Origin of the sequence: Paeniglutamicibacter sp. Y32M11 (assembly GCF_019285735.1) — a bacterium.
Taxonomy (GTDB): Bacteria; Actinomycetota; Actinomycetes; order Actinomycetales; family Micrococcaceae; genus Paeniglutamicibacter.
In genome coordinates this window covers 3,558,309-3,574,182 of sequence record NZ_CP079107.1, presented here as the reverse complement: position 1 = coordinate 3,574,182, position 15,874 = coordinate 3,558,309, and the positions used below count along the sequence as shown (strand labels likewise).

Sequence of the window (15,874 nt, the reverse complement as noted above, 5' to 3'; positions counted from 1 at the left end):
CTCCTGTGACTGTCGGGGAGAAGAAGGGTTAGGGTGCGGAGATCAAGCGCTGGGCCACCACAACGTCGGGGCCCAACTGTTTCAGGTGAGACACCAGCTCGGCGGCCGCGGTGGTGAGTGCCGCGTCATCGAGCGGTTCAAGGGCATCAAGGATGAAGAAGGCACTGGTGGTCGAATCCGTAAGTTGGGTGCGTTTGCCCTGACGCCAGTTCCAGCGGCGGCAGGTAACTCCCTGCGCATCGCCCCACACCACTTCCCCAACGTCGGGAGTTTCGACAGAATCTTGCCCGCCCGCGGTGGTATCAAATTCCTCGGAGCCGGTGGCCCGGATCAATCGCGGTGAGCCGATGTAACGCTGTAGGTTTTCGCCGCCCAGTGGCACCTGGTGCAATACCGAGATTCCGTTATAAATGTCGGTCAATCGGTTCACGCGTGGCAGTCCCGACTTGGCGCGACGCAACAACGCTTCGAGGCTGTTACGTGTGCGCTGTGGCTTGGATCCGAAGGCGCGGTAGGCCTCGCGCCAGGCCGCGACGTGGGCAATGTCCTCTACTGGTTGTTGCTGTAGTGCCGTGCGGGCCGAGGTCTCGGCCGCGGCGAGCAAAGCCTCGCTAGCTGCATCGGATTCCCCTGCTTCGATGCCGTCAACGGCGATGAGCAGTGCACGGTAGTCGGGCCGCAGCGCAAAGACCTCGGCCTCGACGGTGGCACCGTCGAGGAACTCTTGCAAGGTCTGTGTCTTACTCATGGGTGTCCTTCCGTCCGTGGGCGGCGCCCACTTGGGGTTCATAAACGGTCAAAGAAAATTGTGTGGGTTCGCTGCCGTGGTTTGCATAGGAGTGCGGCACGTCGCCGGTGAACGAGATGGCGTCACCTGGTCTCAATTCAAAGGACTCGGAGGCGACTCTCAGCGTCAGCGTCCCGGTGTGAACATGCAGCAATTCGTGGGTTCCGCCTTGGTGAGCCTTGCTTTGATGCGACTCTCCCGGGAACATCCGCCAGTCCCAAAGTTCCACCACGTCGGGTGGTTGGGTTCCAGCCAATAGCCTGCCGTGGCCGCCGACCTCCCCGTTCCACAGCGTTGCGGCCTCGCCGGCGAGGGTGATCTTGACCGCCTGAGTTGAGGGCGGTTCAACAAGTGCTGGAAGGCCGATTCCGAGCGCATCGCTGAGCCCCAGCAGGGTTCCGATACTGGGGTTCGCCTCACCCTGCTCGACATTAATCACTTGGCGGCGGCTGACTCCCGCGGCTTCCGCCAATCGGTCGAGGGTCCACTGGCGTGCCAAACGTTCCCGACGAATGCGCGCACCAATAGTCACGGCGAGTTTAGAGGTGTTCACGTTCATAAGTGCATCGTAATGCACTATATGTGAATCGAACAAGCGTGAAGCTATGGGACGTTAAACCAATGTTGGACCGTTCCCCGGCAGGGGAACGGTCCAACACAGGTTTGTTTGCGGGGTTTGTTTAGACGCTGCCGCCGTGGCGCAGAACCACTTCGCGGGCTAGGGATTTACCAAACGCGGTGTGGGCGGTGAGCGCGTCCTGCGCGGCCGTGGCGTCACCCGAAGCCAGGGCCTCGGTCAGTGCTGCCACGTGAGTGTGGTCCAGATTGCGGGACCATTCCTCGCGGGTCAGGGCCTGACGCCACACCGTTCCGATGCCCAGTCGGCGGAATGCGTCGGTGAGCTGAGATGAGCCAGCAACGCCCACCAGAGCATCGTGGTAGGCGACGTTCAGGGCCAGGAAATCATCCAGAACGGCCTCAGATTCATCGCGCAACCTGCCCAGCTCGACGGTAATGCGGCGCAGTTCGGCAATGACCTCGTCGGTGAGTTTATCCAAGTGCGAGGCGATAATGCCCGACTCGATGATGGCCCGGGAGTCGTAGGCAGAATCGGTGAGCTCGGCAGTAATTGGGCTGGGCTGGAAGACGCCGCTTGGGGTGCGGAAGACCAAGTGCTCACTTTCCAGCTTCACCAGAGCGTTGCCCACATGAGCTGCCTCCGATCGAGTGGCCTCGGCGATGGCTTCAATGTCGAGATCCGAACCCAGCGGGCTCTTGCGCAACAGTACCCAGTTGCGGGTCGCGGTGTAGGCAGAAAGTTCCTTCACCGGTTCCAGCTTGCCCATTGAGCCGCGGTAGTAGGCCAGTGGCTGGCGGTTGTGGGCCTCGGCGCTGGTGGCCAAGCCCAAGAAAACGGTGTGGGTGCCGCCGGTGGCCGTTTCATCCACCTTGCACACGATGGTAGCCAGCGCACCATCAATCAACGGGATGCCCTCGGGGGAGATGGTGTGAGGAACCGAAGCGAATTTGTCCTCGCCCTTGCGCCCGAAATGGAAGGCCAGATCACTCTGGTCGTCGGCCAGGATGTTGATACCAAAGTACCCTGCGGAGACCACACGGTCATGAGTTGATGAGGATCGGTTGAGGCAGGCGAGCATCATGGGTGGTTCCATCGACAGCGAAGAAACTGCCGAAGCCGTGGTTCCATAGAGGACCCCGTCCACCACGGTGGTGATGACCGTGACGCCCGAGGCGAAATGCCCCACCACGTTGCGGAAGATTCCGGCGTCGACGACGGTGGTCTCGGCTGGCGTGTTTTGCGTGTTCATCGTAACTTCTCCTAGGCAATCGGGGTGGTGATCATGGCGGTGGGGTTTAAGGATCCAAAGAGTCCTTCGAGCGACTCGGCCAACTCAAGGCCGGAAACCAGCTCGATCAGTCGTGGTGCGCGCTCGACAAGCTCCGGGAGTCCGAAGGCCACATTGAGCCGGAATTTCTCTTCAATGACACTGTTTTTCAGTGGAGTTGAAGCGAAGTCGCCGGCAGGATATTGAACCCGCACGTGTCGGGTGCTCCCGTCCTTCAAGGTGGCGGTTGCTTCTGCGGTGAGGCGCTGACTATTGGGAAGGGAACCGATCAGGGTAATGCGCTCGAGCAATGCGGCGATGCGCTCATCTCCCATCGCCTCGGGTGTGAGGTGCTCGGGACGAACGGTGCCGTGAAGCAATCCGGCTGCCGCGGTGAAGTGAATCGAAAAAAGCCCGGCTACTACTCGGCGTTCTGCCGGATCAAAGCGAGCTCCAACAAATCCGTTCAACGTCCGCTCGGTGATGTGAATGCTCACGTCCTGGAGCTGCTCCACCTCAACACCCTCCTCGGTGACCAGACGTATACAGGCCTCGAGGGAGGGGTGTGCGGCACGGCAACTGGACCACGGCTTGATGGTTGTATCTCCGTAGAACTCCCGACCCAAACCCACGCCGGCTAGTGCCGGCTTTGCATCGGTGCAGTACATCTGGAAGTACCCGTGCTTTCCTTCCAGCGGATCATTCGCTCCGGTAAACCCGGCCGCTGCCAGCTGGGCGGAGGTGATGGCCGTGTGGGCGGCAAGGGCTATCGGTAGTTTGAACGCACTTGCCGCATCAAAGATGTTGGCCACGGTGCCGCCGAGTTGATTCGCCGCAATACCCAGCGCGTGTTTGGCGGTTGGCGCGTCAAGTCCCAACATCCTTGCTGCCAGCAACGTGGCACCCAGGGCATTTACTGTTCCGGTGTTATCCGTTCCCGAATAAACGTCAAAGCCGCTGGCTACCGCCAGACGTGCGGTGATGTCATCTCCGATGGCCAGCGCCGTGAGCAGTTCTTCCCCGCTGGCCCCGGTGAGTTCGGCAAGTGCCAGGGCCACCGGGACGGTGGTACCGGAGATATGTGCCGCCACCCGAGTGCCTTCCGGTCCGTCGGCTTCCACCGGTTCGAAGTCAAAGGACCTGGCCAAGACGGAGTTGGCGAAGGCCGCGGCGGCGGCAGGTAACCGCAAGCTGGTCCCGGGAACGCCGGCGTCATCGCCGGATCCCCAGGCCGCGGCCACTCGAAGCACCGCGGGTGCATCCTGGGATCCGTGTCCGGCCGCCATCGCGCCGAGGGTATCAAGGAGCCGGGTTTTCACCCGGATCACCGTCTGCGGATCTAGATCCTCGAAGGTGATCCCCAAGGCGTGGGCAACCAGCCTGTCGACGAGGGGAATTACGGTTTCCATGGCGGGAGTGTCCTTTTAGGCGCGGGTGGGGACGGTGACGGCCGTCAGATTCAGATCGTCGGGTGCGTTCATCACGGGGTAAATGCCCAGCTCGGCGAACATCGCATCGAAGGCTCCACCAACACCCTTGGCCTGGGCCTTTTTGTGGTCCAGGGCGCGAGCGCGTCCAATGGAACCGAGGTAGAAGCGTTCGTAGAGTTCGTTTCGGCTGCCCAAAGCAGAACCGGCAAAGTCCCAGGCGGTGCGGAAGATCTTGGCGCGGTCCTCCGGGGAGACGCCTCCGGCGCCGGGCAAGTACTTGCGCAGCAGTGGACCAAGGCGCGGTTCATCGAAGGCAGCGGCGGTGGGGGTGGCGAGCAGATTGTGTGAGCCCATGGACTTGATGATGTCGTTCACGCGAGCCATCCACAGGGGCATCATTGTGCGTAGCGCGGAGATGTCGTCGTGGCAGAAGAAGGCTCCGCCGCCCCAATCGGAGGCGTTGACCTCGGCGGAGTGGATCACCGAGCGAGCGATGCGCAGGTAGGAGTAGATTTCACCGAGCATGGTGGCGGTGTCGGGCTTGGAATCGGTGCCGGTGACCTTGGCCATCTGGGTGCACAGGTCGTAGGCGAATTCGAGCTTGACCGAGGCGCGGATGGCGGTCTGCTGCTGGGTGTTACCGGTGGCGGTGCCACCGTTCAGTGCGTTGTACACATCCAGCTGACCATCGATGAATACCCGGTCCCAGGGAACTAGCACGTCATCAAAGATGATGACGGCATCCTGCTCGTCAAAGCGTGAGGAGAATGGTTTGTCGACAACTTCCTGGTCCACGCCGTAGTGATCGCGGCAGACCGAAACGACACCCTTGGTGGCCACCGGGATGGCGAAGGAGAGGGCATATTCTTCGTAGCCCTTCTGGATCGGCACGGCCGGGTAGACGTAGAGTTCATCGGCGATCGGGCCCAATGTCGCCAGCATCTTGGCGCCGCGAACAATCAGACCGGCTTCGGTGCGTTCAACAACGCGCAGGGTTAGTTCCTCATTGATGCCCTGCAGCTCGCCGACGGACTTGTCGATGGCCGCGTGCACGATGGTGTGGGTCAGTGCGAGGTCGTGCTTCTGTACGTGCTTCCAGTAAGCCTCGAGCCGTTCGAAGTAGACCGGGTCCCCGGAACGGTCGAAGATATCCTTGCGTGAGGCATGGCCGGCGAGCACCACGTTGACATAGTCCGGGGTGCGGCCGAGCATGCCGTTGGAGTAGCGGGCCAGGCGGTCAAAAGCGCGGTGTCGGCGGGCGATGTCCTCCGAATTGTGTGGACGTAGCAGCGAGACGTTATGTTCCTCGCCGGTGGCGGCGTCCGTCATGAGGCAGTCATCAGCGTACTTGTGCTGGTAGTCGAAGTATGCGGCCATGCCGTTGATCGAGCCCTTGAATGCGGGGTGTTCGGTGACGTCGATGCGCTGATCGCCAAGCCAGACCTCGCGGGAGTCCTTCAGGCCTTCTTTGTATGCTGCTCCGTTGCGTGCGCTCACGGGATTCTCCTTAGCTGACTGGACTTGCCCCATCGAGGCAAGAATATATTCTGTGTGTAAGTTTATATACCTGAACGTGATTTGCGCAATACCGAGGGCCTCAACTTTCTGGAGAAATTCCCAGGGGTAGCAGAGGGTTGGTCGAAGAATAAAATATTCTGTCGTTAAAAATGCGTAAAAATTGACGTGACGGTGTGAGGTGAGTCATCATGTCTTAGGTCACAATTTCGGTTTCAACGGAAGTTTGCGAGTCCATGAAAAAATCATCAGCCACGGTCGGCGACGCCGCCAGTGAGTCACTGAACACCAAGAACATGCGTCGTATCTTGGGGTCCAGCCTTCTGGGCAGCATTATTGAGTACTACGACTTCATCCTCTATGCGACGGCTGCTGCGCTGATCTTCGACAAGGTCTTTTTCGGCAACCTCGATCCCGGGGTAGCGCTCTTCGCTTCCTTCGGTACGCTCGCCGTCGGTTATCTAGCCCGCCCTCTGGGTGGCATCATCTTTGGCCACTTCGGTGATGTCCTTGGTCGCAAACGAATGCTGGTCCTGTCGATGATGATGATGGGCATCGCGACCATCGCAATTGGCCTATTGCCAACGACCGCCAGCATCGGCATTGCTGCGCCGATCATATTGGTGCTGCTGCGCATGGTGCAGGGAATTTCGGTCGGTGGTGAGTGGGGCGGGGCCACCTTGATGGCCCTCGAGCACGCTCCCGCCTCCAAGCGGGGGCTTGCGGCCTCATTCGCCAACGCGGGCGCTCCTGCCGGTGGCCTGCTGGCAACCTTTATGGTCTCGGGCGTTTCCGCCCTCACTGGTGACCAATTCTTGGTGTGGGGATGGCGTATCCCATTCCTCTTCTCTGCCGTCTTGATTGTTATTGGCATGGTGATCCGCCTTAAGGTGGCCGAATCTCCGGTGTTCAAGGACCTTGAGTCCAAGGCCGCAGAGGTCGAGAAGGAACGCCGCACCCCGATCATGCGCGTGCTGCGTAACCATCCGCGCACCGTGGTTATCACCCTCGTGGCGTCGTTGGGTTTCTACACGATGCAGGGCATCTTGACCTCCTGGGGTGTTTCGGTGGCCGTGGGGGAGGGCGTTGAGCGCTCGACAGTGTTGAATATCAAGGGCCTGGCCGCCGTCGTCACGATTGTTGTCTGTTTCTGGGCCGCGCGACTATCGGACCGCATTGGGCGCCGTTCGGTACTGACCCTTGGTGGTGTGCTCGGCGTTTTGTGGGCCTTCCCCGCCCTTTATCTGATGCATAACGGAACTGCGTGGGGCTTCATGCTGGCGGTGCTCGTGGGCAATGGCCTTATTCAAGGCATCCTGGCCGGCCCGATTGGTGCCTACATCTCCGAGCTATTCCCCGCCGATGTTCGCTATACCGGCTCATCCCTTTCCTACCAGGGTGCCGCCACCTTGGGCGCTGGCTTCACTCCGATGATCGCCACCGCCTTGACCCTAGCTGGCGGCTTCGTGTGGGTCGGTGTCTTCTGGGCCGCCGTCCTCATCGTGGGACTGATCGCCGTGCGGATGAGCCCCGAGGGTGCGCAATCCCAGCAAGTGAAGGAATCTTCCGCGCAGGAGCTCCAGCACCACTAGGTGTACCCGTGTTGCCTCCGGCGACGGCGCGAGATCTTCCGAGGCAATGCGCCGCCGGGCGAACCGTCATGATCTCTCCACAACATCAGAAATATTGAACATAATGTTCTGAAAGTTCTCTATTTACGATCTTTCAAGACATTGGCACGATGTACGTAAGCATCCACAGAAGAATTTGCCCCGGCGCTGCGCTGCGCTGGGCATCGAGCGAAAGGAGCCTGATCTCATGGCACCGAAGAACCCCAAGCACATGGTCCTGACGACCTTCATGTTGCCGGCCGGATACCACAAGGACTCGTGGCGCATGGATGGTAGCCGCTCCGAAGAGCTCGCCAACTTAGAATTTGTCTACGACCTGGCCCGTATGGCAGAAGACGCCAAGCTCGACGCCATCTTCTTCGGCGACATTGTCCACGCCAATACCGTGATGCGCGGCGACATCAAGATGAATGGCTTCTACGAACCGATGACGGTGCTGGCAGCATTGGCAGCTCGTACCAAGAATATTGGCCTGATCGGTACCGTTTCTACTTCCTTCAGCGAGCCGTATAACCTGGCCCGGCAGATGGCCGGGCTTGACCACATGTCAGGTGGCCGCGCTGGATGGAACATCGTTACCTCCTCCGACGGCTTCCAAAACTACGGCATTACCGAGGCCCCGGATCCGGCGACGCGTTACCGCCGAGCCACCGAATTTGTTGATGTCGTTCAGCAGCTGTGGGATTCGTGGGAAGACGATGCCGTCACCAACGACAAGGCCAGTGGCTGGTACGTTGATCCGTCCAAGATCCACCCGATCAACCACCGCGGCGAATTCTTCTCCGTTGATGGACCCATCAATATGCCACGCAGCCCGCAGGGCCGCCCGGTCATGGTGCAGGCAGGATCCTCGGGACCCGGCATGGAGCTGGGCTCCTCGGTGGCCGATGGCATCTATACGGCGCAGCCGTTGAAGGAACCCTCGGTCGAGTTCTACGCCAAGTTCAAGGCCATGGCAGCGGCCAAGGGTCGCAACCCCGATGACATCAAGATCATCCCCGGCATCCTGCCGATCTTGGGTGATACCCAGGCCGAGGCCGACGAGCTGGCCGAACACCTAGCCAACAACATCCACATGGATAACGGTCGTGTGCAGGTCGGTGCTGATTTGAAGATGGATTTGACCCGTCTTGACCTCAACGATTCCATCCCCGAAGACTGGTTCTCCGATGATCCGGCATTGGGCTCGCGCTACCAGATCTACCGCCGCAAGTCGGTAGACCAGGGCATGAGCCTGCGCGAGCTGATCGTTGATCTGGCCCGCTCCACCGGACATCAGTGGATGGCCGGAACCGCCTCGGCGGTTGCCGACCGGATGATTGACTGGTTTGATGCCAAGGCCTGCGACGGCTTCAACCTCAACGCCCCGTTTAACCCCGGCGGGTTTGAACTGATCTGCGACAAGCTCGTTCCCGAGCTGCAGGAGCGTGGCTACTTCCGCACCGAGTACGAGGGCAGCACGCTGCGGGATAACTTCGGTCTGGCTCGTCCGTCCTCGATCCGCTCGAATACCCTGGCTTAGGCAGGGGGAGTGGCGTGGGCAAACAGTTCCGATGCAACCTCGACCCAAGCCTGGGCACGGGCGTTGAGTCGGGTGCTGCGCGGCCACGCCACGGACACCGGCACCGCAGCGGCACCGGCCAGCCCCGGGGCATCCAAACGCTTGAGCACCACTCGAAGCTCCTGATAGGGAGCCTCGAGCTCGGGTTGCTGGAACAGGAGTGCGACTCCACGTCCCGAACCCACCAGGGACCTCACCGTGGCGTAACTGCGCGAGCGGTGCCGCACGGTGGGGGTGATTCCCGCTTCCTCGAACAAACCCAGGATGCGCCGGGAAATCGGGTCAGCGTCAAAGAGCACCAGAGGTTCGCCGGCAATGTCGATGAGCGACACGGAGTCGGCCCCACTGAGGGCATGCTCGTTGGAGACCAGGACGTAGAGCTCGGACGCTGTCACCGGTGCACTGGAGAGGCTGGGGGAGATCTCGGCTCCATAGAGGAATGCCGCATCGATCGAGCCATCCAGCAAGGCCTGCTGCAGGTCCGCGTGGTAACCCTCAACGAAGTCGACTTCCACGTGCGGGCATTGCTCGGCGAAGGCGCGAAGCATAGTGGGAATGATGGTGGGGCCAAGGCTCATAAAACAGCCCACGGTCAGCGGTCCACGCAACGAGGCGCGGGTTCCTTGACCCAGGGTTTCGAGTTCTCCGGCCAACTCCAGCAGGACTCGGGCTTGGCCCAGGACGGTTCGTCCGGTGGCGGTCAGCGTTAGTCCCTTGGCACGGCGTTTGATCGCTAGGTCGGAGCCGATGATCCGTTCGAGTTCGGCAATCGACATCGATATCGCCGACGGTGCCATGTGCAGACGTCGCGCAGCCTCTGCCATGGTCCCGGCCTCGGCGGCGACAACAAAGTGCCATAGTTGGCGCAGTGTGAGTCGGGGATGCGATTCAAGGTTCATGGGTCAATCCTATTGATGATGGCGTTGGATCAGTACAAAACATTTGATTTATTGAGTTAGCTCCCGGGCCTGAAGCCGGGAACCAGAAGGGTGAGTTATGGATCGTCGCGAGGAATTCCTGCGTAGGGCCGAGAACATCGTCGGTGGGGACAACGTGGTGTCATTGGACAGCTCTGCGGGCTATATTGACCCCTACCCGCTGAACCCGGGGCGTAATCCGTGGCCAGGTGTGCGTCCCGCCAACACCGCGGAGGTGCAGGGCCTGGTGAAGCTGGCCACCGAGCTTGAGGTCCCCTTGTGGGTCTTCTCCTGCGGTAAGAACCTGGGTTACGGGGGACCCGAACCGCGTGATTCGGGCATGGTTGCCTTGGATTTGAGCCGCATGAATCGGATCATTGCCGTTGATGACAGGCTCTGTTATGCCATCGTGGAACCCGGAGTCACCTTCTTTGATCTCTTTGAGTACATCAAGGAACGTGGACTCAATCTATGGATCAGTGTTCCGGCGCTGGGCTGGGGTTCGGTGATGGGCAATATGCTCGACCGTGGCTACGGGATGACTCCGCATGGGGATCATGTGAAGCAGCTCTGTGGAATGGATGTGGTGCTTCCCGACGGTGAGCTGGTGCGCACCGGTATGGGCGCCATGGAGGGCACCGATTTGGGACCGCTATTCCAGGGCGGATTTGGTCCTACCCTAGATGGGCTCTTTACCCAGTCGAACCTTGGAGTTGTCACGCAGGTGGGGCTCTGGCTGCAGCCGGCTCCCAACACTTACGTCAACGGCGACATTGCCGTGGCTAACGAGGAAGATCTGCCGCAACTGATCGACATCCTCACCACGTTGCGTCGCGAGGAAATCATCCAGAACAACGCGCTGTGTGGCAACGTGGTGCGCGCGGCGACCATGCGCGGGAATCGCGCCTCCTTCTGGCAGGGCGAGGGATCAATCCCGGACTGGCGGCTGGAAGAAATGCGCCAGGAATTTGGGCTGGGCCAGTGGAACGCCAAGTTTGCGCTCTACGGGGACCGCGGATTGTGCGAGCGCCGCCTCGAGATCATTAACGAGCGCATCGCGGTGATCCCCGGGGCTCGGGTGGACGCCCGCTTCTACTCGGGCACCGAAGGATTGGCCCTGCAGCATGAGGACATTGCAGCTTTGGACCGCACGCAGATGGCCGGGGTTCCCACGCTGAAGCCGCTGTCAACGGTGGGGTGGGCGGCGCAGGACGGTGGACACATCGATGCGGCACCAATCATTCCCGCACGCGGTGAAGAGGTCTACACCTTCTACCAGGAAGCCAAGCGGCTGTACGCCAAGTACGGTTTTGATTTGTACATCGGGTACCACCTGTACCCCCGGCATATGGTTCACGTAACGATGATCTTCTTCGAGCGTGGAAATGAGGAGATGCTGGGCAGGGCGCGTGCCCTGTACGCGGAGCTGCTAGATGTGGCCCGCGCCAAGGGATATGCTCCGTACCGCAGCCACGTGGACTACATGGATCGCATCGCCGACGGCTTCGACTTCAACAACCACTCACTGCGTCGATTGCAGGAAAAGATCAAGGACGCCTTGGACCCGGCGGGAATTATTGCCCCGGGTAAACAGGGCGTCTGGCCCGAGCGTTACCGGGAGGGTCGCTCTTCGGTTCCCGAAGTGGTTAACCTCGGCTAAACAGAGAAAGGGCGGGTATCAGGCGTTTGCGCCAGATATCCGCCCTTGCCTGGTTTGCCGTTCATTAGGACGCGCCGTTAAGGTGCGGACGTGCCAGTCAGCGTGCTGGCCATACCCACCTCGCCTGCCTTCTTGATGGCATTAAGCGTGGTTTCGTAGTGATTGCGCAGCAGGGTGCCGGTCAGCGTGGCGTTCCGGGCCAGTGCAGCATCCAAGATATCGCGGTGTTCCTTATCAACGTCGCGTTTTACATCGCGAGTTGCGGTGCCGGCCCAGCGGCCGTAGAGCTGAGTTAAATCGGAGAGGATGCAGGTCAGATTGAGCAGCAGGGGAACCTCGCAGGCCTCCACAAGTTTTGCGTGGAATAACTGGTGGGCGTGATTCCACGCCTCGGTGTGCACTTCGGGATTTTCCACCGAACGTCGCTCGGTGCGTTCAAGGGTGTGGTGGGCAGCGATGAGTTCACTTTCCCACGCGATCGAGCCGCGCTCGACGGCCAAGGCGACGGCCAGTGATTCGTTGACGCAACGCATCTCGGTGATGTCGCTGAGTTCTGCCAGCGACAGCTCGGGAACAAAGAATCCGCGGTTGGGGCGCAGCGTGACCAGTTGATCGCCCACCAGGCGCGTGAGGGCCTCGCGGATCACGGTGCTTGAAGTGTCGTAGTGCTCAGAGAGCCGGGTGAGCTGTAGTTTCGCGCCCGGAGCCCATCTGCCCTCAAGGATGTCATTCCGTAGGGCGTCCCTGATGTGTTTGGACAGGGTCTCTGAATCGGTCATCTTAGCCATAGGGGAATCATACCAAACGCTACAAAGAATACATTTTACGTTGACTTATGCATAACTTGTGCGTGACACTAGTCTCAAGCCTTCGAGCGTTCCCGGACAAGGAAACGCCATCGTCCAGCAGCACAAGGAGTGAACATGACCGAGACCCTGACCCAGGACCCGTCGCAGACCAAGATCGACGATCTGTATTGGCGAGATCAATACTCGCCCATTACCGAGGACGACGACGAACTGCTCAGCATCATCCAGACCACCGATCTTCCGGCACTCATGGTGGCGCTGGCCGCGGTGACCGGGGACTACACCATGTTGCGTGAAGACCTGCGCCCACCCCAGCCTCCGGTTGACACCGTGGGCACACCTCACGGTGGATTGGACGCAGCTGCGCAGGAACGCGCCCGCGAGCTCGCCTTCAACGCCCTGCGCCGCGTTCGCGACGAAAAGCTGACCAGCGTCTCCCCTCTATCCGATGAACAGGCTGCGGACATTCTTGACTGGATGACTAACGGCGCCACCCGCGAATACCACCCGATGCTCATGCACGACATGGCCCTGGTGCCCCAGCACAATGGCACCCCGCGCCACCATGCCAAGGAACTGGCACCCACCCGCGAATTCACCGTCGCTGTGATCGGCTCCGGCGTTGCCGGCATGGCCGCCGCATACCGCCTGAAGCAGGCCGGGTACGACTACACCGTCTTTGAAAAGGGCCACGAAGTTGGCGGTACCTGGTGGAAGAACACCTACCCGGGCGTCCGGCTGGACACCCCCAACTATGCCTACTCCTTCTCCTTCGCCCAACGCGATAACTGGCCGCAGCAGTTCTCCGAGGGACCGGAGATCCTCTCCTACACCCGCGAGGTGGCAGCCCGCGCCGGCATCAGCTCCAATGTTCAGCTCGGTGCCGAAGTTCTCAGCGCTACCTGGAATGAGAGCACCGGACTCTGGGCAGTAGAAATGAGCATCGACGGTGCAGCTCCCGAGGTGCGTCATTTCAACGCGGTGCTCACGGCGGTGGGCCAGCTCGATCGCCCCAAGTTCACCGACACCCCGGGCCGCGAAAAATTTGCTGGCATCCAGGTGCACTCGGCTCAGTGGGACCCGGCCATCGATTTGCGCGGCAAGCGGGTGGCGGTCATCGGATCCGGTGCCTCGGCCTACCAAATCGTCCCGGCCATCGTTGATGAGGTCGCAGAGCTTAAGGTCTTCCAGCGTTCCTCGCCATGGATGCTGCCCACCCCCTTCTACTACGAGGACATGCCCGAATCGGTGCTGTGGCTGGCCGAGCACCTGCCACAGTACGGGCAGTGGCTGCGCTTCTGGCAGCACTGGTTGGGTGTCGAGGGACGCCAGCACACCACCGCGGGAGATCCGAACTGGACCACTCCGGGGTCCGTCTCGGCCACCAACGCCAAGGTGCGCAGCGAACTCGAAGCCATGCTGAAGAAGCAGTATGCCGACCGCCCCGATCTTTTGGCCAAGGTCACCCCCGACTACGTGGTCGGCGGTAAGCGCATGCTCCGCGACAACGGCGTCTGGTCAGCAAGCCTGAAAAAGCCGCAGACCTCGCTGATCACCTCCGGGATGACAGAAATGTGCGCCGACGGCATCATCGATGGCGAGGGCACGCTGCACGAGCTCGACGTCATCATCTACGCCACCGGCTTCACCGCGTCCGAATTCTTGGAGCCGCTGAAGATTACCGGGCGCGAAGGCAAGGATCTGCACGAGCAGTGGGCAGGCAACGCCACCGCGTATGCCGGCATTACCGTGCCGGGCTTCCCCAACCTGTTCCTGGTCTCGGGGCCAAATACCGGACACGTGGTGAACGGTTCGCTCTTCTCGATGATCGAATACGGACTGAACTACATCCTTGATGCTCTGCGCATTGTGCTCAGTGAGGATCTCAAGGCACTGGACCTGCAGCCAGAGGTACTGGAGTCCTTTGTGGCAGATCTTGATGAGGCCAACCGGGCCAAGGCTTGGGGTCACCCGGAGGTGAAGACCTGGTACAAAAACAAGCAGGGTCGGGTCTCACAGATCTGGCCCTACCCGATGCTCGATTACTGGAACATCACCCGCGCGGTGGACCGCAGCCAGTACCAGGACGTGCGCTAGGTGAAGACCTTTAGTTATGGGACATTGGCTGCGGGGCGCTATGGCGCACTGCAGCCGGTGGATTCCCTCATCGCTGCCGAACCCGCGGCCTTCCCGCAGAGCCCCGGGTCGTTGGATTGGCTGCTCGGCGGAGCGCTGGGCGAGTTGGAGCAGTCCGAGCAAGCGTTCCAGCTCTCGGTGTTCGCACCCGAAGACGCCACCGACCTACCGGTCATGGTGTTTTTGCCCGGCGGCGCCTTTGTCTCGGGAGCCGGCGCAGTGCGCTGGTACGACGCCACCCATTTCGCTCAGCAGCAGAATTGCGTGGTGGTCGTGGTGAACTACCGGGTTGGGCTCTTGGCCCATGCCGGCGCGGTGGGAGCGGGGAATCTGGTTCCCCGCGATCTGCTGCTCGCCCTTCAATGGGTACAGACGCACATCGCTACCCTGGGCGGAAACCCGGAAGATGTCAGTCTGGTGGGACAGTCGGCCGGTGCCTTCTGGGCCTTTGCCATGGCGCAGCTGCCGGCCGCTCGGGGACTGTTCCAGCGTGTGGCACTGATGTCGCTGACCTATCAGCCGCCCTTGGATCGGGAGGCTGCGGCCCAACGCCAGAGCATCGTGGACAGCGCGCTCGCCCGGAAGAGTGCCGGGCTGGCGCCCATCGCTGAGCTGCTTGCGGCCCAGGGCGAGGTGGCCCGGGCATGGGCAGGTCGTGGTCTGGGGCTGATGCCGAGCATCGATGAAAATGTCCCGGCCGATCTTTTTGACGTGGATGCGGCGATGGCTAGGTTGCATGTTGAACAGATCCTGCTCACACACACCAAGGACGAAGCCAATGCCTTTATTGGCATGGCTCCGGAAACGGCCTTTACCGAAGGCGCGGTCGCGGGATTCATTGGTGCGCATTTTGATGATCCCGAAGCCAGTGGCGAGAAACTTCGCCAGGAGCTTCCGGGATCAACGCCCAAAACCCGCATGGCCAGGGCCATGACCCTGCACCAGATCGAGCTCTACGCCACCGAATGTGCCGATGCTGCGGTTGCTGCGGGCAAAAACGTGAGCACCGTTCGATTCGACGTTGCATCGAGATTGCCCCACGCGGGTGCCGCGCACTGCTTCGAGCTGCCGTTCCTCTTTGGCAACCGCCAGCAGTGGTCCGACGCCCCGATGCTTACGGACCTTTCGGAGAGCATCTTTGATGCTGCTGCTGCCGAGCTCGGTGCGATGCTCGGAGGTTTTGTGCGAACGGGAGTCCCGGTTAAAGCAGACGGGGAAAGGGTCGTGGCATTCGCCCCGCACTCGGCATCGCTGCAGGTGATCACCGAGGATGGAACCGATTGCCGTGAGCCCGAGCGCGGCTTGTCGGCACGTCGGGCGGCAATCGCGCGGGCCTGATTTAAGTTCGCGAAGTCGAGGTGCTGCGCTGTCCCACCAGGCTCACCGGTGAACTGGATACGGTGGCAAAGCTCTTGGATCCGGCACCTGGGCTACGTCCCTGCTGCCGGGGCCCACAATACTGCGCAGACTTTGTTGACGCTGCTGCGTTCCAGTGCAGGCACGTCTTTAGCCCCGGAACGGCGGATCGATGCTGTGCGCGGGCGGCGCAACAAGCCGCCCGCGCACACGGCGAAGGCCATG

12 protein-coding genes are annotated in these 15,874 nt (G+C 61.0%); 5 read left to right on the top strand and 7 right to left on the bottom strand.

Annotated features, from left to right (window positions below):
• Positions 1-28: 28 nt before the first annotated feature.
• The 5 genes from KUF55_RS15855 to KUF55_RS15835 form a co-directional block, all read right to left on the bottom strand.
• A complete protein-coding gene (locus KUF55_RS15855; RefSeq protein ID WP_218817235.1) occupies positions 29-748 on the bottom strand; it encodes a B3/4 domain-containing protein in 720 nt (239 codons plus the stop codon).
• A complete protein-coding gene (locus KUF55_RS15850; RefSeq protein WP_218817234.1) occupies positions 741-1,346 on the bottom strand; it encodes a helix-turn-helix domain-containing protein in 606 nt (201 codons plus the stop codon). Before KUF55_RS15850 ends, KUF55_RS15855 begins: the two co-directional genes overlap by 8 nt.
• A gap of 121 nt (positions 1,347-1,467) precedes the next feature.
• Positions 1,468-2,616 carry a flavin reductase gene (locus KUF55_RS15845; protein WP_218817233.1) on the bottom strand — a complete coding sequence of 383 codons (1,149 nt, stop codon included), beginning with the start codon at positions 2,614-2,616 and terminating at the stop codon, positions 1,468-1,470.
• 11 nt (positions 2,617-2,627) lie between these two features.
• Entirely contained in the window at positions 2,628-4,043 is a 1,416-nt protein-coding gene (locus KUF55_RS15840; RefSeq protein WP_132359886.1) for an MmgE/PrpD family protein, read from the bottom strand.
• 15 nt (positions 4,044-4,058) lie between these two features.
• Entirely contained in the window at positions 4,059-5,561 is a 1,503-nt protein-coding gene (locus KUF55_RS15835) for a 4-hydroxyphenylacetate 3-hydroxylase N-terminal domain-containing protein (protein WP_218817232.1), read from the bottom strand.
• 254 nt (positions 5,562-5,815) lie between these two features.
• Between KUF55_RS15835 and KUF55_RS15830 the strand changes: the two genes are divergently transcribed.
• The gene (locus KUF55_RS15830) at positions 5,816-7,171 is read left to right on the top strand and encodes an MFS transporter (protein ID WP_132359882.1); all 1,356 of its coding nucleotides are present in this window, start codon (positions 5,816-5,818) and stop codon (positions 7,169-7,171) included.
• A 226-nt stretch (positions 7,172-7,397) separates the two neighbouring features.
• A complete protein-coding gene (locus KUF55_RS15825; protein WP_132359880.1) occupies positions 7,398-8,732 on the top strand; it encodes an LLM class flavin-dependent oxidoreductase in 1,335 nt (444 codons plus the stop codon).
• On the opposite strand, the gene KUF55_RS15820 is transcribed toward KUF55_RS15825, so the two are convergent.
• The gene (locus KUF55_RS15820; RefSeq protein ID WP_218817231.1) at positions 8,729-9,670 is read right to left on the bottom strand and encodes a LysR family transcriptional regulator; all 942 of its coding nucleotides are present in this window, start codon (positions 9,668-9,670) and stop codon (positions 8,729-8,731) included. The genes KUF55_RS15825 and KUF55_RS15820 overlap by 4 nt on opposite strands.
• A 97-nt stretch (positions 9,671-9,767) precedes the next feature.
• Between KUF55_RS15820 and KUF55_RS15815 the strand changes: the two genes are divergently transcribed.
• The gene (locus KUF55_RS15815; protein WP_218817230.1) at positions 9,768-11,348 is read left to right on the top strand and encodes an FAD-binding oxidoreductase; all 1,581 of its coding nucleotides are present in this window, start codon (positions 9,768-9,770) and stop codon (positions 11,346-11,348) included.
• Between the two features lie 77 nt (positions 11,349-11,425).
• On the opposite strand, the gene KUF55_RS15810 is transcribed toward KUF55_RS15815, so the two are convergent.
• On the bottom strand, positions 11,426-12,136 hold the full coding sequence (locus KUF55_RS15810; RefSeq protein WP_218817229.1) for a GntR family transcriptional regulator: 711 nt from the start codon (positions 12,134-12,136) through the stop codon (positions 11,426-11,428).
• 135 nt (positions 12,137-12,271) lie between these two features.
• Between KUF55_RS15810 and KUF55_RS15805 the strand changes: the two genes are divergently transcribed.
• Positions 12,272-14,254, top strand: coding sequence for an NAD(P)/FAD-dependent oxidoreductase (locus KUF55_RS15805; protein WP_218817228.1), 1,983 nt, complete (start codon positions 12,272-12,274; stop codon positions 14,252-14,254).
• Entirely contained in the window at positions 14,255-15,631 is a 1,377-nt protein-coding gene (locus tag KUF55_RS15800; protein WP_218817227.1) for a carboxylesterase family protein, read from the top strand.
• Positions 15,632-15,874: the final 243 nt, after the last annotated feature.

Bases quoted from the DNA above. Each gene is read 5' to 3' on its own strand.
- KUF55_RS15855 (WP_218817235.1), bottom strand. From the start codon at position 748: ATGAGTAAGACACAGACCTTGCAAGAGTTCCTCGACGGTGCCACCGTC.
- KUF55_RS15850 (WP_218817234.1), bottom strand. From the start codon at position 1,346: ATGAACGTGAACACCTCTAAACTCGCCGTGACTATTGGTGCGCGCATT.
- KUF55_RS15845 (WP_218817233.1), bottom strand. From the start codon at position 2,616: ATGAACACGCAAAACACGCCAGCCGAGACCACCGTCGTCGACGCCGGA.
- KUF55_RS15840 (WP_132359886.1), bottom strand. From the start codon at position 4,043: ATGGAAACCGTAATTCCCCTCGTCGACAGGCTGGTTGCCCACGCCTTG.
- KUF55_RS15830 (WP_132359882.1), top strand. From the start codon at position 5,816: ATGAAAAAATCATCAGCCACGGTCGGCGACGCCGCCAGTGAGTCACTG.
- KUF55_RS15825 (WP_132359880.1), top strand. From the start codon at position 7,398: ATGGCACCGAAGAACCCCAAGCACATGGTCCTGACGACCTTCATGTTG.
- KUF55_RS15820 (WP_218817231.1), bottom strand. From the start codon at position 9,670: ATGAACCTTGAATCGCATCCCCGACTCACACTGCGCCAACTATGGCAC.
- KUF55_RS15815 (WP_218817230.1), top strand. From the start codon at position 9,768: ATGGATCGTCGCGAGGAATTCCTGCGTAGGGCCGAGAACATCGTCGGT.
- KUF55_RS15810 (WP_218817229.1), bottom strand. From the start codon at position 12,136: ATGGCTAAGATGACCGATTCAGAGACCCTGTCCAAACACATCAGGGAC.
- KUF55_RS15805 (WP_218817228.1), top strand. From the start codon at position 12,272: ATGACCGAGACCCTGACCCAGGACCCGTCGCAGACCAAGATCGACGAT.